This window comes from Campylobacteraceae bacterium (assembly GCA_013215945.1).
In the GTDB taxonomy this organism is placed as follows: Bacteria; Campylobacterota; Campylobacteria; order Campylobacterales; family Arcobacteraceae; genus NORP36.
The window spans coordinates 24,575-43,929 of record JABSOM010000011.1; the positions used below are offsets into that span (position 1 = coordinate 24,575).

General features: G+C 28.0%; 19 protein-coding genes. 13 read left to right on the forward strand and 6 right to left on the reverse strand.

Features of this window, described 5'->3' with window-relative positions:
* Positions 1-6 precede the first annotated feature (6 nt).
* Positions 7-555, forward strand: coding sequence for a pyridoxamine 5'-phosphate oxidase family protein (locus tag HRT41_11730; GenBank protein NQY24691.1), 549 nt, complete (start codon positions 7-9; stop codon positions 553-555).
* On the opposite strand, the gene HRT41_11735 is transcribed toward HRT41_11730, so the two are convergent.
* On the reverse strand, positions 552-1,124 hold the full coding sequence (locus HRT41_11735) for a TIGR00730 family Rossman fold protein (GenBank protein NQY24692.1): 573 nt from the start codon (positions 1,122-1,124) through the stop codon (positions 552-554). The two genes, HRT41_11730 and HRT41_11735, sit on opposite strands and share 4 nt — an antisense overlap.
* A gap of 238 nt (positions 1,125-1,362) precedes the next feature.
* Between HRT41_11735 and HRT41_11740 the strand changes: the two genes are divergently transcribed.
* From HRT41_11740 to HRT41_11780, 9 genes are all read left to right on the forward strand, one after another.
* The gene (locus HRT41_11740) at positions 1,363-2,913 is read left to right on the forward strand and encodes a cache domain-containing protein (protein ID NQY24693.1); all 1,551 of its coding nucleotides are present in this window, start codon (positions 1,363-1,365) and stop codon (positions 2,911-2,913) included.
* A gap of 1 nt (position 2,914) precedes the next feature.
* Positions 2,915-3,610, forward strand: coding sequence for a response regulator transcription factor (locus tag HRT41_11745; protein ID NQY24694.1), 696 nt, complete (start codon positions 2,915-2,917; stop codon positions 3,608-3,610).
* 80 nt (positions 3,611-3,690) lie between these two features.
* A complete protein-coding gene (locus HRT41_11750; GenBank protein ID NQY24695.1) occupies positions 3,691-4,647 on the forward strand; it encodes a TRAP transporter substrate-binding protein in 957 nt (318 codons plus the stop codon).
* 3 nt (positions 4,648-4,650) lie between these two features.
* Positions 4,651-5,136 carry a TRAP transporter small permease gene (locus HRT41_11755; GenBank protein ID NQY24696.1) on the forward strand — a complete coding sequence of 162 codons (486 nt, stop codon included), beginning with the start codon at positions 4,651-4,653 and terminating at the stop codon, positions 5,134-5,136.
* Positions 5,126-6,460 (forward strand): TRAP transporter large permease subunit, encoded by a 1,335-nt coding sequence (locus tag HRT41_11760; protein ID NQY24697.1) that lies wholly within the window; start codon positions 5,126-5,128, stop codon positions 6,458-6,460. Before HRT41_11755 ends, HRT41_11760 begins: the two co-directional genes overlap by 11 nt.
* A gap of 88 nt (positions 6,461-6,548) precedes the next feature.
* Positions 6,549-6,767, forward strand: coding sequence for a hypothetical protein (locus HRT41_11765; protein ID NQY24698.1), 219 nt, complete (start codon positions 6,549-6,551; stop codon positions 6,765-6,767).
* Between the two features lie 124 nt (positions 6,768-6,891).
* The gene (locus HRT41_11770; GenBank protein NQY24699.1) at positions 6,892-7,626 is read left to right on the forward strand and encodes a 5-oxoprolinase subunit PxpA; all 735 of its coding nucleotides are present in this window, start codon (positions 6,892-6,894) and stop codon (positions 7,624-7,626) included.
* A complete protein-coding gene (pxpB, locus tag HRT41_11775; GenBank protein ID NQY24700.1) occupies positions 7,626-8,291 on the forward strand; it encodes a 5-oxoprolinase subunit PxpB in 666 nt (221 codons plus the stop codon). The genes HRT41_11770 and pxpB overlap by 1 nt, the downstream gene beginning before the upstream one ends.
* Positions 8,288-9,205: a biotin-dependent carboxyltransferase family protein gene (locus tag HRT41_11780; protein NQY24701.1), complete on the forward strand. Its 918-nt coding sequence runs from the start codon at positions 8,288-8,290 to the stop codon at positions 9,203-9,205. Before pxpB ends, HRT41_11780 begins: the two co-directional genes overlap by 4 nt.
* A 35-nt stretch (positions 9,206-9,240) precedes the next feature.
* On the opposite strand, the gene HRT41_11785 is transcribed toward HRT41_11780, so the two are convergent.
* The 4 genes from HRT41_11785 to HRT41_11800 form a co-directional block, all read right to left on the reverse strand.
* The gene (locus tag HRT41_11785; GenBank protein ID NQY24702.1) at positions 9,241-11,370 is read right to left on the reverse strand and encodes a copper-translocating P-type ATPase; all 2,130 of its coding nucleotides are present in this window, start codon (positions 11,368-11,370) and stop codon (positions 9,241-9,243) included.
* A 198-nt stretch (positions 11,371-11,568) separates the two neighbouring features.
* Complete coding sequence (locus HRT41_11790; GenBank protein NQY24703.1) at positions 11,569-12,366, reverse strand: GGDEF domain-containing protein; 798 nt, start codon at positions 12,364-12,366, stop codon at positions 11,569-11,571.
* On the reverse strand, positions 12,356-13,576 hold the full coding sequence (locus tag HRT41_11795) for a GGDEF domain-containing protein (GenBank protein NQY24704.1): 1,221 nt from the start codon (positions 13,574-13,576) through the stop codon (positions 12,356-12,358). Before HRT41_11795 ends, HRT41_11790 begins: the two co-directional genes overlap by 11 nt.
* 120 nt (positions 13,577-13,696) lie before the next feature.
* Positions 13,697-14,491 carry a GGDEF domain-containing protein gene (locus HRT41_11800; GenBank protein ID NQY24705.1) on the reverse strand — a complete coding sequence of 265 codons (795 nt, stop codon included), beginning with the start codon at positions 14,489-14,491 and terminating at the stop codon, positions 13,697-13,699.
* A 238-nt stretch (positions 14,492-14,729) separates the two neighbouring features.
* Here HRT41_11800 and HRT41_11805 point away from each other — a divergent pair, with 238 nt between their 5' ends.
* On the forward strand, positions 14,730-15,260 hold the full coding sequence (locus tag HRT41_11805) for a DedA family protein (protein NQY24706.1): 531 nt from the start codon (positions 14,730-14,732) through the stop codon (positions 15,258-15,260).
* Between the two features lie 11 nt (positions 15,261-15,271).
* Positions 15,272-16,645: an ATP-dependent RNA helicase DbpA gene (gene dbpA / locus HRT41_11810; GenBank protein NQY24707.1), complete on the forward strand. Its 1,374-nt coding sequence runs from the start codon at positions 15,272-15,274 to the stop codon at positions 16,643-16,645.
* A 467-nt stretch (positions 16,646-17,112) separates the two neighbouring features.
* Here the strand turns inward: dbpA and HRT41_11815 are convergent, their stop codons facing one another.
* A complete protein-coding gene (locus HRT41_11815; protein NQY24708.1) occupies positions 17,113-17,775 on the reverse strand; it encodes a response regulator transcription factor in 663 nt (220 codons plus the stop codon).
* Between the two features lie 158 nt (positions 17,776-17,933).
* Here HRT41_11815 and HRT41_11820 point away from each other — a divergent pair, with 158 nt between their 5' ends.
* Positions 17,934-19,088, forward strand: coding sequence for a porin (locus HRT41_11820; GenBank protein ID NQY24709.1), 1,155 nt, complete (start codon positions 17,934-17,936; stop codon positions 19,086-19,088).
* Positions 19,089-19,355: the final 267 nt, after the last annotated feature.

Genomic DNA, 19,355 nt, shown 5'->3' on the forward strand with positions numbered 1-19,355 from the left:
AAAATAATGTCAGATTTTAGAAAATGCCTAGATGAAGAAAGTATAGACTTTATGAAAGAACAAAAAATGTTTTTTGTTTCAACTGCACCTAAAAGTGGAAAAATAAACCTATCCCCAAAAGGTTTTGATTCTTTAAAGATTATTGATAATAATACAATTATTTGGTTAAACCATTTTGGTTCGGGAAATGAAACAGCAGCTCATTTAATAGAAGATGATAGAATTACTTTAATGTTTTGTGCTTTTGAAGGCAAAGCTCTGATTTTACGTATTTATGCCCATGCAAAAGTTCTGCATGAAAGAGACGAAGATTATTCAAAATATATAAAAGAATTTTCTTATAATAATGCAGCCAGACAAATTTTTGTATTAGATATTGATTGCATTAATCTGTCTTGTGGAATGGGTGTACCTTTATATGATTATAAAGAACAACGAAAAGAATTAAAAAAATTTTATGATTCTAGAACAAAAGAAGAACATAGAGCGTATATGAAAAAGAACAATGTTTTGTCTTTTGATAAAAAAGAAACCAATTTATTTAAAGAAGTTTAGACTTCTTTAAATATTCTAATAATCTCATCTTTAATAAACTCTTTATTATCACTAAGTGTTATTAAATTAATATCTTCTTCATTTATCATTTTTTCTTTTGTAAGTGAACCTTTAATAAAAGACATTAAATCTTTCCAGTATTCTTCTCCCACTAAAAATACTTTACACCCACCATTTTTTAGCATATTGGTTTGAGATAAAGTAAGAACTTCAAAGAGTTCATCTAAGGTACCAAAACCTCCTGGAAAAACGACGCAGGCTCTTGAATATTTAACCAAAGCAAGTTTCCTTGAAAAAAAGTAATTAAAGGTCATTTCTTTAGTGGTATAAGGGTTTAAATCTTGCTCAAATGGCAAATCTATATTTAGTCCAATAGAATGTGCAAGTTTTGCTTCATAAGCACCTTCATTAGCAGCTCTCATAATACCCGGACCACCGCCTGAAATAATATTAATATTTTGACTGGCCAGATCATGTGCAAGTTCTTTTGCAAAAGTATAATATTTGTTGTCTTCTTTTGTTCTTGCACTGCCAAAAAAAGTTACACTTGGTCCTGAGTTATGTAAGATATCATAAGCATTGGTAAAATCTTCTTCTACTTTGTTTTTAAAATTTGTTTCTTGTTTGATAAGGGACTCTTTTTTTTAAGATTATTAGTTATTAGTATATTCTATTTATTCTAGAAGTTTGATTAGTTTCTATCAAGTTATTTTAAGAAGAACTCACCAATAACTCACTTTATATGGTTAAAGTGATTAAGAAATTTAAGAGTAGAATGTAAACTATTTGAAATTTAAAAGGTCTTTTTTGTTTAGTGAAAAAAACATACCCAAGCTTATTATCTTAAGCCCTATTATTACAGTAGTTCTTATTGCTATTTTTATCATATACTTTTTTGTACAAAATCAAAACAATTATTTTGAAGAAGAGAGTAGGCGAGCAGAACATGAATATTTATTAAATCAAAAAAACATATTAAAAAAAGAAGTAAATTCGGTCATCTCTTATTTGTCCTATCACCAGAAAAAAGAGATAAAAAAAGTATCAAAAGATCCTGTCAAAAGAGAAAGAGAACTTGAACAAATAAAAATGGATCTTATAAAATATATTGAAACCATACGTTATGAACATAATGGTTATATTTGGATTCATGATACGTCGTATTATTTGGTTGCACATCCTTTTAGACAAGACAGTATTGGACAATATGATATTAATCTAAGAGATGCAACGGGAACATTAATTACTAAAAAGTTCATTGATGAAACACTTAAACAACCCCAAGGAAATTTTATTGAATACAATTGGGCTAAACCGCAAGAAAAATTCTTTTCTAAAAAACTGGGATATTTTAAACTGTATAAAGATTTTTCTTGGGTTATTGGTGCTGGTTTGTATATTGATGATATTCAAGAAACCATTGCACATGATAAAGCTTTATTAGAAGATAGAATTAATAAATATATTCGTTTGGTTGTGCTTATTTGTTTTGCGGTTATTCTGGTAATTGGTTTTTTATCTTTTATTGTATCTAATAAAATAACCAAAGTATTTGCATTATACAAAGATAAAGTAAAGAAAAAAGAGAATTTACTGGAGCGATTAAATCTTAGTTTAGAAACAAAAGTACAAGAAGCCATTAGTGATGTAAAGAAAAAAGACAGAGCCATGTTACATCAATCAAGACTTGCAAGAATGGGTGTTATGCTTTCAATGATTGCGCATCAATGGAGACAGCCTTTAAGTAAAATTGCTTCTATTTTAATGGAGTTAGAAACAGCAACTAAGTTTAAAGAATCAAGTGATGAAAAGGTTTTTTCTTCTATTAGACAAAGCAATAAACAGCTCTTTTATATGTCTAATACTATTGATGATTTCAGAAACTTTTTTAAACCAGATAAAGAAAAAATAGATTTTTATATTGAAGTTGCTTGTTTAGAAGCGATATCTTTAACACATGCAAGTATTACAAATATAGGCATTAAACTGATAAAAGATATTAATTACAATATTAAAATAAATGGTTATGAAAGAGAATTTGCGCAAGTTATTTTAAATTTATTAAGCAATGCAAAAGATGTATTAAATGAGAGAAACATAAAAGAACCAAAAATATTTATTAGCATAAAAAAAATGAAAGATGAAGTTTTAATTTGTGTGGAAGATAATGCAAGAGGGGTTAATGAAGAACATTTAGAACTAGTATTTGAACCTTATTTTACGACAAAAGGTTCTTTAAAAGGAACAGGACTTGGTTTATATATGAGTAAGATGATAATTGAAAAAAATATGGATGGTTCTTTGAGTCTTGAAAACACTTCACGTGGGGCTTTATTTACTATTTCTTTAAAGGTATAGAATGAAAGATGATTTGATTAAACAATTAAAACAATATACACTTTTATGTATTGAAGATGAAGAACAAATAAGAGCAGGAATTGTTAATACACTTAAGTATTATTTTAAAGACGTTTTTGAAGCTGCTAATGTAAGTGATGCTTTAGATATTTACCAAGAAGAAAAACCCACAATCATTTTATGTGATATTCAAATGCCAAAAGAAAATGGAATAAGTTTTGTAAAACAGCTTAGAAAAGAAGATAAAGATACTATAGTAATTATGATTACAGCCTATTCGTCTGAAGAGTATTTACTTGATTTAATTAATCTAAAAATTAATCATTATTTACAAAAACCCATTTCCTCTGATATTTTATTAGATGCTTTATTAGATGTTTTGGATGATAAACTTGATAAACATTTATATTTTTATCAAGATTTGTATTTAGATACAAAAAACTATAAACTTTTTTATCAAAAGGACGAAGTCCTTTTACGTAAACGTGATATTGATTTTTTATTTTTGTTGTATAAAAACAAAGAACACGTACTTCCTTATTCTCTTATTGAAGATACGTTGTGGAAAGACAAGTCTATGAGTATTTCTGCTTTAAAAACCTTTATAAAAGAGTTTAGACAAAGAATGCCACTTGATATTATTAGCAATATTCAACAAATAGGTTATAAACTAAAAGAATTTCAAAAAGAAAAATAATAAAATAGAAAACTCACTCAAAACTCACTTTATGACTTTAAAATGACTTTATCTTAATACAAGAAAATAAGGAGTCTTAAATGATTAAAAAAAGTATACTTGTTCTTTCTCTTGCAGCATCAGTGTTTGCAGCTGAGGTAAAAATGGATTTAAACGCTAAATATGGAGCTACAAACTTTCATACAAAAGGTGCAGTACAATTTGCTGCTTTGGTTAAAGAATATTCAAAGGGTAGCGTTAATATTACTGTTCATGCTGGTTCTTCACTTGTTAAAGGAAACCCTTTAAAAGCGGTTAAAGATGGAACTGTTGCTATGACTGATATGTTTATTCCTTTTACTTCAGGTGGAGGTAAAGTATTTGGTGTATCTGCTTTGCCTTTTATTGCACAAAATTATGATGATGCATATAAGTTATACCAAATATCAAAACCTTCTTATGCAAAAACTGCTAAAAAATGGAATCAAAAATTCTTATATTCTGTGACTTGGCCAGCTTCTGGTTTTTATTCAAGCAAAAAAATGACTGCTATTAGTGATTTTAAAGGTGTAAAAACAAGAACATATGATAAAAACTCTGCTAATTTTGTTAACTCTGCTGGTGGAAATGCTGTTGCTTTACCTTGGGGAGAAGTATATTCTGCTTTAAGAACGGGAATGGTTAACTCTGTTATTACTTCTTCTTCTTCTGGAAAAGATGGAAAATTCTGGGAAGTATTAAATAACTTTACAAAAATTAAGTATGCTTTTCCTTTACAAGCGGTTTCTATTAATTTAGATTACTGGAATGCAATGGACAAAAATCAACAAGGTGCTGTATTAAAAGCAGCCGCGCAAATTGAGAGAAAACAATGGGCAGCTGTTAGACTTGAAGATTCTAATGCTTTAGAAATTATGTCAAAAAATGGAATGAAAATTTCAGAAGCAAGTCCTGTTTTACAAAAAGAACTTGATAAAATGGCTGATAAAATATTAAATGAATATTTAGAAGATGCAAGTTCTGATATTAAAAATATTTTTAAAGAATACAGAAAATAAACGATGAAAACATTTTATGCATTCGTAAATAAACTCTCCTTATGGGGAGCTTATTTATCAGCCTTACTTCTTTGTTCCCTCGTTTTGTTGATTCTTACTGAAATTTTTATACGATCTGCCTTTGATATGTCTACAATGATTGCAGATGAATATAGTGGATATTTATATTTAGCTTCAATTTTTTTAGGTTTAGCTTATACCTTTAATGAAAAAGCACATATCCGAATTAATATTGTTAGCTCAAGGTTAAATAAAAAAGCAAATAGAATTCTTGATATGATTGCTGGTTTAATTACTATAGTCGTTTTATCTTTTGCTTTTTACCGTACACTATTGTTTACTTATGATTCTTATGAGTTCGAAATGTTGTCAGAAGCAGTATCAGAAACGCCTTTGTATTTAACACAATTTGTTATGCCTTTAGGTTTATCTTTGTTTATATTATCTGCACTTGCTTTTGTAATTAAAGGATTTAAAAATGATATCTGATCCTTTAGTACTTGCTGTTATTATTATGGTAGTTATGTTTTCTTTTTTATTGTCTTCTTTATGGATAAGTATTTCTTTGTTTTTAACAGGAATTGTTGGTATGTTGATATATGATCATAATTTGCCTTCTGCTATTTCAATTTATGACAAAATAGGGGACCTTTTAGCATCTTCTGTTTACGATTCTTTAAATTCCTGGTCTCTTGCTGCTTTGCCTATGTTTATATTAATGGGTGAGATTTTATACAAATCTTCTATTTCTACTAAATTGTTAAATGGTTTAATGCCTTGGTTATGTCATATTCCTGGAAAACTATTGCATGTAAATGTTGCTGCTTGTTCTTTGTTTGCAGCAGTATCTGGCTCAAGTGCAGCTACTACTGCAACTGTAGGAAAGATTACTCTAGGTGAGCTTAAAAAAAGAGGTTATTCTAAATCGTTGGCCATTGGTTCTTTGGCTGGTTCTGGAACACTTGGATTTTTAATTCCTCCTTCTTTAATTATGATTATTTATGGAGTACTGTCGGATGTCTCTATTGGTAAGTTATTTATGGCAGGAATTTTACCTGGTTTATTATTGGCTTCTTTGTATTCTTTTTATATTATGGTTGTTGCCAAACTTGATCCCAGTGTAGAACCTTTACATGAAGATAAATATACTTGGAAAGATAAAAGAAATTCGCTTAAAGATCTAGCACCTGTATTTTCATTAATTGCAGTTGTACTTGGTTCTATTTATGGGGGATATGCAACACCCACTGAAGCAGCAGCTCTTGGAGTACTTGGATCTGTTATTTTGGCAATAATTTATAAAAGTTTTTCTTTTGATATTTTAAAAACTGCCTTATTAAATGCCATTAAAACCTCCGTAATGATTAGTTTTATTATTGCAGCAGCAGGTTTTTTATCCCAAGTAATTGGTTTTTTAGGAATTGCAAGAGCTTTAAGTGAGTATATTACTACTTTAGGATTATCTCCTTTAATGTTAATTTTAATTATTGGTTTAATGTATATTATTTTAGGAATGATCTTAGATGGTATTTCTATTGTTGTAATGACTCTTCCTATTGTACTTCCTATAGTAGTATTAGCAGGTTATGACCCTTTATGGTTTGGTATATTTTTAGTTTTTATGGTTGAGATGTCCCAAATTACACCTCCTGTTGGTTTCTCCTTGTTTATTATTCAAAGCATATCCAATGAAAAAATAGAGTATATTTTAAAAGCTACTTTTCCTTTTTTCCTTTTAATGGTTGTTGCTGTTGCATTAATTACTTTTTTCCCGGAGATAGTATTTTATTTACCAAATCTCATGATAAAATAAAAAGAATAGATTTTTCTATTCTTTTTATTACTCACTATTAACACACTTCTTTATTTTATAATTAGCTCAATAAACGCTAAGGTCTTATATGCATGAATCTTTCTATATTCTAATTTTTTGTTCTTCTTTTTTGCTGACGTATCTTTTGTCATATTTATTTTTGGGTCTTTCTTTAGTGATTTTTATTGCTATTTCATGGATGTTTTATGTAAATATTGATTCTTTTAATCCTATCATTGTTTTACTTTTTGTTTCTATTTTGATTTTCTTTCGAATAAAAAAGAATAAAAAAGATTTAGAAATATAGGCTTTTCTTAATATTAGGCATATTCTAAGTAAAACTCACTGCTTGCACACTTTTTTCTTGTAAGATTTTATTCAATATCATTTTATATATGATAAAATAAGAAAGATTAGTGCAAGGTTTAAGAATGAAAATAAAATTAAATTGTGACATGGGTGAGAGTTTTGGAATCTGGAAAATGGGCTTGGATGAAGAAATCATGCCCTATGTGGATATGGCTAATTTAGCCTGTGGTTTTCATGCAAGTGATCCTCTTACGATGACAAAAGCAGTCATTCTTGCAATGAAACATCAAGTAGAAATAGGGGCACATCCAGGATACCAAGACTTAGTAGGTTTTGGACGTCGTTCCATGCTTTGTTCTTTAGAAGAAATAAAAGCCATTGTTATCTATCAAATAGGAGCCTTAGCTGGGATTTGTAAAAGTCATAATACTCATATTTCTTATGTCAAACCACATGGGGCTTTATACAATGATATGATGAAAGATGAAAATATTTTTAAAGCTATTTTATCTGGTATTTCTTCTTATAATAAAGAATTAAAATTAATGATTTTATCTTCAAGTAAAAATGAGGAATATTCAAGTATTGCAATGAACTATGGTATTTCTTTGTATTATGAGGTATTTGCTGATAGAAATTACAATGATGATGGTTCTTTAGTAGCTAGAAGTAATGAAAATGCTGTAATTCATGATGAATTTGACGTTATGGATAGAATAACTTTGTTAAAAGAAAATGGTTATTTGTACTCAATAAATAAACAGCGTTTATTTTTACGACCTCATACGATTTGTGTCCATGGAGACAATGAACAAGCCTTAGAATTTGTAAAAAATATTAGAAAGTTGTTAAATTAATGGAAATTAAACTGGCCAGTGTTGACTCCGTAATAGTATATTTTGATAATAAAATCTCCTTAGATGTTTCTTTTCGCGTTAAACAGTATTTAGAAGAAATAAAAAAACTTGAAGGCATTATTGATATTGTTCCTTCTTATACTTCTATTTTAATTACGTACGATATTTTTATATATTCTTATGAGAATCTTGTTTCAATCCTAGAAAAAATTAAAGTGAATAACGTTAGTTCAAATGACAATAAAATTGTTGAAATTCCTGTTTATTATGGGGAAGAAGTTGGCTTGGATTTAAAAAGAATTTCAGAAGAAAAAAACCTTAGCATAAAAGAAATAATTGATATCCACTCATCTCAAAGTTATAGAGTATATGCCATTGGGTTTGCACCTGGTTTTGCTTATATGGGAGAGGTTGACAAACGTATAAATATTAATCGTTTAGAAAATCCAAGAAAAACAATTCCTAAAAATTCTTTAGCAATTGCGAATGAACAAACAGCTATTTACCCTCAAAGCTCACCAGGAGGTTGGAATATAATTGGAAAAACAACAATAGAAATGTTTGATAAATCACTTGCTAGTTTATGCCCTGTTAATGTTGGAGATGAAGTTAAATTCTATTCTATTTCAAAAGAAGAATTTTTAAAACAAGGAGGGGTTCTATGAGTGGTTTTGAAATTATTAATCCTGGTATTTTGACACTTATTCAAGATAAAGGACGATTCTCTTACGCCCATATTGGTGTTACTAGTTCTGGTTGTATGGATGAATATGCCTACTTTTGGGCCAATAAATTATTAGGAAATGCAAAAGATTGTAATGTACTAGAAATCGCTTTTCCTTCTTTTAGTGTTAAAGCCAGTTCTGATATAAGCATAAGCATTACAGGAGCTGATTTATCTTTAAGTATTAATGGTAAGTATTCTAAGCCTTGGAGCACGTATAATATAAAAAAAGGGGACATACTTAAGTTTTGTAAGTCTCTTAAGGGTGTGAGGGCTTATTTGGCTGTTAAGGGTGGATTTTTACTTGAAAAAGACTTTGATTCTTACTCCACTACTATTAAAGAAGGTTTAGGTGCAATAAAAGGACGCGCATTAATTAAAAGTGATTTTTTACCTTATACTCCTTATAAACATAATCATAAAAAAGTATTAAAAGATAAGTATATTCCATCTTATGATGAGACTTTAGTTTTACGCGTATTATTATCTTATCAAAAAGATGAATTTGAAGAAAAAGAAAAAGAAAAGTTTTTTTCAAGTGAATTTAGTGTAAGTCCAGAATCAAATAGAATGGGAATGAAATTAAATGGAGAAAAAATCACACCTAAGATAAGTGGAATTATTTCAGAAGGGATAGCTTTTGGTTCTATTCAAATTCCAAGTTCAGGACAACCTATTATATTATTAAAAGACAGACAAACTATTGGTGGATATGCAAAGATTGGTTCTGTTTTAGCGATTGATTGTTTTAAACTCTCTCAAGCAAAAAACAATACTAAAATACGCTTTGAAGAAATAGATATTAAAAGTGCCCAAGAAAAGATGAAGAACTTTTATTTGGATTTTGATAACTAAACAAGTAAAATTAAATTTTACTTGTTTGTTGTTTTTTATAAAGAAATCCTTTTTAATCTTAAGGAATTAAGAATAACTGATAGAGATGAAAGACTCATAGCAGTAGCTGCAATCATTGGTGATAATAAAATACCAAAGAAGGGATATAATAATCCAGCCGCAACAGGTAAACCTAAGATATTGTAAATGAAAGCAAAAAATAAATTTTGTTTTATATTTTTCATAACTTCATGACTTAGAACTCTGGCTTTTACTATTCCACCTAAATCACCTTTGATTAAGGTAATCTCAGAACTCTCAATAGCAACATCCGTACCCGTACCCATTGCAATTCCTACATCTGCTTGAGCTAATGCCGGAGAATCATTTATTCCATCCCCCGTCATAGCCACAATTTTTCCTTCTTTTTGTAATTCAATTATTTTATTTAATTTATCTTCTGGTAAACACTGAGCTTGGTAGTTTTTTATATTTAATTCATCTGCTACTGCTTTTGCAGTATTTATATTATCTCCTGTCATCATTATTACTTCTATTCCTTGTGCCATTAGCTGTGAAATTGCAGCTTTACTGCTTGTTTTTATAGCATCAGTGATGCTTACAAAACCAAGGGCCACAGAATTTATTGCTATATAAGAGAGCGTTTTTCCTAAACGTTGTTCTTTTATTACTGCTTCTTTTAACGCAGAGGAAATGTCAATATTTTCACTTTTCATTAAAGTAATATTACCAAGTAAAATAGTTTCATCTTTTATTTTAGCTTTTACGCCTTGTCCTACTATTGTTTCAAAATCATTTACTTCTAAAAAAACAAGATTTTTCTCTTTTGCAAAATTTACGAGAGCTTGGGCTAAGGGATGTTCACTTTCATTATTGATGGATGCAATTTTTTGTAAAATTAAAGTATTGTCTTTATTATTGAGTGTAAATATTTTTTCAACAGAAGGTTTACCAAGTGTTAAGGTTCCTGTTTTATCTGTGATTAAAACATCAATTTTATCCATTGTTTGTAAGGCTTGAGCATTTTTGATTAATATTCCTGCTTGCGCACCTTTTCCAACTCCTACCATAACAGACATAGGAGTAGCTAGTCCTAAAGCACAAGGACATGCTATTATTAATACTGCAATTGCATTGACCAAAGCGTATACATAAGCAGGTTCTGGTCCAAATAAAGCCCAAATAATATACGTAAGAACAGAACTTAGTATAACGATAGGTACAAAATATCTGGAAATTGTATCTGCTAGTTTTTGAATAGGGGCTTTTGACCTGCTTGCTTCTTTTACCATTTGAATTATTTGAGAAAGTAAAGTTTCTGCGCCTACTTTTTTTGCAATCATTTCAAAAGATTTTGTTCCATTAATCGTTCCAGAACTAACATTATCTCCAATACTTTTATCAACAGGCATTGGCTCACCAGTAATCATAGCTTCGTCAATAGAAGAAGAACCTTTTGTTATTTTTCCATCTACTGGTATTTTGGCACCTGGTTTTACTCTTAAATAATTTCCTACTTCAATTTGATCAATCAAGATAGTTATATCTTCACCGTCTTTTATCAAAATAGCTTCTAAGGGAGCCAGTTTTAATAAGGCTTTTAAAGCTCCATTTGTTTGACTATGGGCTCTTGCTTCAAGAAGTTGGCCCAATAATACCAAACTTAAAATTACGGTTGTTGCTTCAAAATATAAGTGAATATTACCACTCTCACTCTTGAAGTCATCTGGAAAAAGTTCTGGAAAAAACAAAGCAACCACACTAAAAATAAAAGCAACTCCTGTTCCCATTCCTATAAGAGTAAACATATTTAAACTTTTATTGATAAGGGATGCATAGGCTTTTTCAAAAAACATCCAACATGCATAAAAAACAACAGGTAAGGATAAGATTAATTGCAAATAATTTAAATAAGCAAGAGGTAGAAAACTTAAAAAACCTTCGCCAAAAAATAAATCACTCATAGTTATTAAAAAAATGGGAAGAGTGAAAATTGTTGCAATAGTCATTTTTTTGACTAAAACTGCATATATTTTTTCATCTGCATCCTCATTCTCCATAGGAACTAAATCCATGCCACACTTGGGACAAGAATCTGCTTTATTGCTAATAATCTCACTGTGCATAGGGCAAGTATATTGAATGTTTTCATTTATATCTTCCATAATATTCCTTTTATAACTTTATTGATTATTATATCTTTATTAGTGTGGATGTTATATGTAGTCTTAAGGATATGGAGGAATAAAAGAATAAGGGCATGTAAATAAAAATGCTATTTACTGTTGTTCTTAATTAAATACTTAGCGTTTAAGTTATCTTTGCTGAAAGTTTTTCTTAGTATTTTGACAAGTACTTAAGGTTTATTCATTTAAACCTTGAGTAAGACTTTCTAAAATAATTTGAAACTTGTCATTTTTTCTGTATTCTAAGGTTGAGAAGTTAAATCGTGCTTGTAATACAATACCTGATTTACTTTTTAGAGTAGTGTTTTTAATCATTTCCATTATATTTAATAACAAAGTATTTAAGTTTGTACGGCTCTCATCTTTTACTAAAATCAAAAATGTATCGTGGAAAAATCGTACACTTTGATAGGAAATATCTTCTTTTTTTAATTGTTTATTCAAAAAGTTTAATATAAAAATCAGTAAATTATTCGCAATTAATTCATTGTGTTCATCTTTTATATAATCAAAATCCTTAATATGCAACAAAACAAAAATACCTTTTTCTTTTAGTTTAGAGTCTTGGTCTAAGAGTGTTTTATAAATCCACTTTTTATTATAGGTTTTGGTAAAAGGGTCTTTATAAATCTCATCTCTTAATGCTTTGAGTTCTTCTTCTAAGTTAGTCATTGAGTTTTGGATTTTTTCTAAACTTTTTACATCATTGTTTTTAATAGCAACTTTTGCAATTTTTGTCGCAACACTTAGTGTTTCTATTGAATTTATTGTTGTATTCATATAATCATTAATAGTACTAAATTCATCAAAAATAAGATGCTCAATTTCTTTTTGTTCTTTTTCATTGTTTAAATTTATTTTTAAAGTTTTAGCATTCTCATCAAACGTTTTAAAATACAATGAAGGTAAAATAATCTCATTTCTTAAGACTTCATTGATACTTAAATCGGTAATTTGAATTAATTTATTTTTCATTCTTTTCTCCTAGTATTTCTTCTATATGTTGGGGTTTATTAAAATAGTAACCTTGGGCATAATCTATGTCCAAGGTTTTTACGTAACGCAAAATTTTTAAGTCACTTACAAATTCTGCAACCACTTTTATTTTATGCAATTTTGAAAAATCAACAATGCTTTTAATCAAAGATCTGTAAATATCTGTATCAATATTTTTTATTAAAGAACCATCAATTTTAATATAATCAATGTTTAAATTTAAAATATTGTCGTAGTTTGAAAAGCCAGAACCAAAATCATCAATAGCAATTTTTACTCCATATCCTTTAACTTCTTGAATAAAATCATTGACAAGCTCATAATTGGTGATTTTTTGGCTTTCCAGTATTTCAATGGTAAGCATTTCTCCAATATGATTGTTTTTTAATTCATCAATAATGATTTTTTTTAGTTTTGGATTTAGCATATCACTAAAATCAAGATTAATACTAATATTGATTTTATACTTTCTTATATATAAAGATACTTTTTTAATAAGTATGGCCATTAATTTGGTATAAAGTCTGAATTTTTTTGACTTTTCTATAAAAACAGCAGGATAAAGAATGCTACCATCTTTATCAAAAACACGCATAAGTGCTTCATATTTATAAATACTTTGATCTTTACATGAAACAATTTTTTGTAAATAAGGTTCCACTTTTTTTTCACTAATATTGTATTGAAGGGTTTTTATTAAATTGCTTTTGTTGTCTTGTTCGTTAAAAAAATGTGGATCAAAATAGGCAAAATCACTGTAGTTCAGTTTCGCATTATTGAGTGCTTTTTCTGCATAAATTCTAAGATCTTCAATTTTACCTTTTGTACATCCTATGGTTAAGTTAATATTAATAGAATTATCTTTATCAAGATAAAAATCGTGCTCTTCAATTTTTAAGAGAATAATGTCTTTTATTTTTTGGATTTTTTTAAGGCTTAAATTGGCGTATATCTTAAATTCAAAGATATCAATGTATAAATGTTTGAGTTTATAAGTAAGAATTTTATTCAGTATTTTGGGAATCTCATTTTTGACAATTTCGTTTAAAAGTTTTAGGACTTGTGAAATAACTAAATCACCATTTTTGTATCCATAAACATAATTTATGTCTTTCATATATAAGATATCTATCAAAAAAATAGTATGAGTATTATTTTTATCTTTTAAATATCTTAAGCTATCTAACAATACTTCTCCTCAAAATTATTTAATAATATCAACTATTATAGTAAGTTAATCTTAAGAATTGTATATACTGAAATTTATATTTAAAAATTAGCAAATGATATAATCTTAAAAAAAGTGTATTTAATTTATTTGATTGTGAAGCTCTTCAAGTACTTTTGTGAAGTCTTCCTCTTTTTTGTATTCCAAACATGAAAACTTAAAACGAGGTTGTATTACTATCCCTTTTTTGTTTTTCAGTTTATGAGTGAATAAATCTTCTTGTATTTGTGTAAATAAATCTTTTAAATCATCAAGGCTTTCTTTATTACAAAGAAATAAAAAGGTATCTTGATAATAACGAATGCATTCGTATTCTATATTTTCTTCTTTAAGGTTTTTATTTAAATGATTAAGTACAAAGATTAGAAGATTATCTGCAAGAACTGTAGAGAATTTTTTACTTATTGTATTGTAATCATACAAATCAATTAAAACTACAGACCCGCTTTTATTAAAGCAACCCTCTTTGTTTAAAATATATTTATATACCCATTTTCGATTATATGTTTTAGAAAAACTGTCTTTATAAATTTCATCTTGCAAACTTAGTAGATCTTTTTCTAAATCTCTTAATAATACTTGTAGATTATCTAAGCTGTTATTGTCTTTATTAATAATAGCGATTTTCGCTTGTTTTGTTACCGTACTTAAATTATGAATGGATTTTATCGTTGAATTCATAAAGGTATTAATAGTATTGAATTCTTCAAGAATTAAATTTTTGCTTTCTTTCATTTCTTTGTTTTCTTTTAGATTAATATTAAAGTCTTTTAGATGTTTAGCAAAACAAGTAAAATAAGATGAAGGTAAAATTATTTCATTTATTAATAAATCTTTAATAGTATTTTCGGTTATTATTTTAAGCTTTTTTTTCATAAATATCCCTTAAATAATCTTTATTATTATATTTTACAAAAAGAACAATTAATAATTCTTTAAATTTTTTTGCTAACTTATTTAATAATTATAAATCCTATTACAGACAGTAATAATCCAAATATAAATAAAAAGTACTTTGCTTTTTCCCTTATTACAAATAATGCATGAAAGTATGATAATATACGAAATCAATTAATGAATATTAATAGAATAGTTAAAAATTAAAAGGTTAAACTTGGAAGAATTTATTAAAGAATGGGGCTATCTTGCTTTATTCCTATACTCATTTGGTGGAGGTTTTGTTGGCTTAGTCGTGGCTGGTGTACTGTCATTTGCAGGAGATTTAAATATTTATATATGTATAGCAGTTGCAGCAACTTCGAATTTCTTAGGAGATCAATTTTTATTTACACTTGCTCGTAATAATAAAGCCTATGCAAAAGAAATGATGGGAAAATATGGACGAAAAGTAGCTTACGCACATATTCTAATGCGTAAATATGGTTCACCTGTCGTTTTTATTCAAAAATATGTATATGGAATTAAAACAATTATTCCTTTAGCAATGGGATTAACAAAATACAATTCCAAAAAGTTCTTAGTATACAATGTATTTGCAGCTGCTTTATGGGCCTGTATTGTTGGATACGCTTCTTATATGGTTGGAGATATTGTATTAAGTGCTGCGGATGAGTTTAAATACATTGGACTGGGAATTTTAATAGCTATTATTGTAAGTATTTCATACTTCTTTAGAAAAATATAAAAGGATTTATTATTACTTCATTTAACACTTTAAACATAAGCAAAGAGGCATTGGATAATTTATCTTCTTTGCAATATGAGAAAATGACAGAAATTCAAGAAAAATCCTTACCTTTAATTATTGAAGGTCATGATGTTATTGCTCAAGCAAAAACAGGTTCTGGTAAAACAGTATCTTTTTCTTTACCTATTATCTTAAAATTAGATGTGAAACACTTTCGTGTTCAAAGTCTAATCTTAGCACCCACAAGAGAGTTAGCAGCACAAGTTGCAAATGAGCTTAGAAAACTTGCTCGTTTTAGACACAATGTGAAAATTTTAGAATTATGCGGAGGGGTTGCTTATAGACCCCAAGTTCATTCTTTGTTTCATGGTGCACATATTCTAGTAGGAACGCCTGGTCGAATATTAAAACACTTAAGTGAAGACAATATTAAATGCGATGATATCAATACTCTGGTATTAGATGAAGCAGATAAAATGTTGGATATGGGTTTTTTAGAAGATATTAATGAAATCATTTCTTATTTACCAAAAGAGCGACAAACCTTATTATTCTCTGCAACTTTTGATGAAGATATTAAAAGTATTGCTTCTAGTATTTTAAACAAGCCTAAAACAGTTCAAGTAGCTTTAAAACACAATGAAAATGTTATTAATGAACAATACTATAAAGTAGATAATGAAAATAAAACACCTTTAATTTCAACAATTATTTCTTCTTTCAAACCAGAATCTATTTTGATTTTTTGTAATACAAAAATTAAGTGTGATGAATTAGCAGATGATTTATATGCTTTAGGTTTTGATGTAGTTACTTTACATTCTGATTTAGATCAAAAAGACAGAGATGAAGTGTTACTTATGTTTTCAAATAAATCATATCCTATATTAATTGCAACAGATGTTGCCTCAAGAGGTTTAGATATTGACGATATTTCATTGGTAATTAATTATGATATTGCTAATGATGAAAAAGTACATACGCATAGAATTGGACGAACAGCAAGAGCTGGAAAAAAAGGAATGGCAATTTCTTTATGTAATTATTACGATGAAGAAAAAATGCTTGATTTTAATCAAATTCTAGAAAAAGAGACTGTTTTTTCTGATTCTACTTTATTGGAAGATGATATTTCTTTTAAATTGGATTGTCCTTTTAGAACGATTTATATTAATGGTGGGAAAAAACATAAGGTTCGAGCGGGAGATTTATTGGGTGCATTAACAGGAAGTATTGGTTTAGGAAAAGATGATATTGGAAAAATCAATATTTTTAATTTCTGTTCTTACGTAGCTATTAAAAGAGATGTGTTTGATAAAGCATTAACTGGTTTAAATGACCAAAGAATTAAAGGTAAATATTATAAAGCATATGGAAGATAAGCCCTAGGCTTATCTTTATTTTTGTTTAAAAATATGAACATCTCTTTGCGGAAAAGGTATGGTGATTTTATTATCATCAAGCGCTTTTTTTTCATTCTTTAGAATTCCAAAATACACATCCCCATAATCTTCACATTTTATCTTATCTTCATCTGTAATAGTAGTCGTATAAAGGGTTTATACAATCTAAATTGGAGTAAATTTAAAGACAGAAGATAAAAAAAACAATTGAATTATTTTTATAATTTACAAGATAAGTATCGCATAAAATGTATTTCTTTGAGTACGGTGTCTCATCATCTTTATTTGGCAAAATTTAAATTAATAAGGGAAGTGTTTTTATGAGTTAACATATTGACTCTTCTTTTGATTTTTTATGAAAATTTGGGTTTTTAAAAGTAAGCTCCGACATTTTAAAAGAGTATCTTATTCTTAAAGATACATAAGCACAGTTACATGACATGTTCTTAGTATGTATTGAATTTATATCCTAAACCTTTTATCGTTTCTATACAAGATTTTGAGATGGATTTTCTTATATTCTTAATATAACTTCTTATTGTTGAAATGCTTGGCTCATGTTCAAAGTTCCATAGATTTACAATTAATTCATCAATCGAGATTGTTCTATTGGTATTAAGCAAAAAATATTTAATAATTTCGGCTTCTTTTTTTGGAATCTTAATATGTTTTTTATCTTTTATAATACTCATATTTCGAACATCAAATGAAATTATTTCATTTATTCGAATATAGTTATTCGTATCAATACTATACATTTTTTTTATATAATTTATTCTTGAATTTAATTCACTAAATGAAAATGGTTTTTTTATAAAATCATCAGCTCCAATTTCAAATGCTTTTGATATTTGATCTGTATTTGTTACTGAAGTAACAAATATCGCAGGTGTGGTGTATCCAGACTTTCTAAAGTCATTTAATAGATCAATTCCAGATATAAGAGGGACATGAATATCTAAAATGAGTAAATCATACTTATATGTGTAAATTAATTCTTCAGCTTCCTCCCCTGTATAAGTTTGGACGACAATATAATTGAGACTTTCTAAATATTCTTTAATTATTTCATTAAATATTAAATCGTCTTCTAATAATAAAATTTTCATCTTCATTCCTTTATTATCAAAAATAATACCATCTTATGAGTGGAGTTAATGTGTAAGAGACTCCATGTTAACGCCATTTTAACTTGTTATAATTTCTTCAATTTACTATTAAACTTATATCTTAAGTGGTAAATATATCAATATATTTAGGAGAATAAATGAAAAAAATAGCAAAAATATCTTTTGTTGCAGTACTGGCAATGGCAGGTTTTACATCAAATGCAATGGCTGCAGATTCAATCAAAGAAGCATTTTCAAAGGGTAAAGTAAAAGGTTCTTTAAAATCTTATTATTTTGTGCAAAATTTTGATAATGTTAGTTCTAATGACAGTAGTATTTGGGTAAATGGTGGCTCTTTAAACTATATTACTGATTCATACAACGGTTTAGTACTAGGTACTACATTTCAAGCATCAAGTGTAGCTAGTATTGATGATACTGCCGGAAAAACAAAAAATACAATGGATATTTCAGGTGCTTTATTATCAGAAGCTTATTTAGCCTATACTCAATCTAATACAACAGTAAAAGCTGGTAGACAATTTTATTCAAGTCCTTTAGTAGGTGGTTCGGGTTCAAGAATGATAAGGGAATCTTTTGAAGCATTATTTTTAACTAACACTGATTTACCCAATACTACTATTACTGTAGGACACCTTGCCAAATATCAAAAAAGATCTGATGGCGCTGGAAATGTTGGTAAGTTTAATAATATCTCAGATGATGGTGTATTTACCGTATATGCTCAAAATAATTCAATTGAAAACTTAAGAATTAGAGCACAGTATGCAGGGGATAAGGAAACTGCTGATGTTATATATCTCGATGCAAAATTTAATATGGGTGATTCTTATATAGCAGCACAATATTATGGTACTTCGTATGAATCATCGTATTCAAACGATGAAAACGCAAAATTTCTAGGTTTTAAAGTAGGAACAAAAATATCTGAACTAGGCTTGTTTGCAGCTTACACTACAACGGGTGATTCTCCAACTCTTAGAGGTTTTGGACAAGGTCCTTATGATACATTTACTTCAAATACAAAAACTGCAGGAGCAGATGCATATAAAGCGGATACTGATTCATATCAAGTAGGAGCTTCTTATAAATTTTCAGACTTGCAAAGCAAAGTTAGATATTCTTCTTATGATGTACAAGCAGCCAATTCTGATTTAAATGAAATTACAATTAATTTGGAATACAAGTTTTCAAAAGAGTTTAAAGTACAAGTCGATTATTCAATTCTAGATTATGAAGATAATATAAAAGACGCGACAGACTTCAGAACAAAACTTATCTACTCCTTCTAAAAATATAAAAGAGAAATTCTCTCTTTTATATTTTTCAAATAATGAATAAATTATAATATTTTTATCCTAATTATATTGTAGAGAATTAACTTTAAAATATATTTGTTTTTATAAACTTTGCTTTATAATATAGTTTTTTTAGATAAAAATAGTTTTCTTATTTTAAAGAGAATGAAAAAGTAAAAATATCATAGAAGGAAGTTGAAATTCTGCAATATCCAGTTACTTATGAACATAAAGCCATATCTCTTGATGCATTATCTTGAA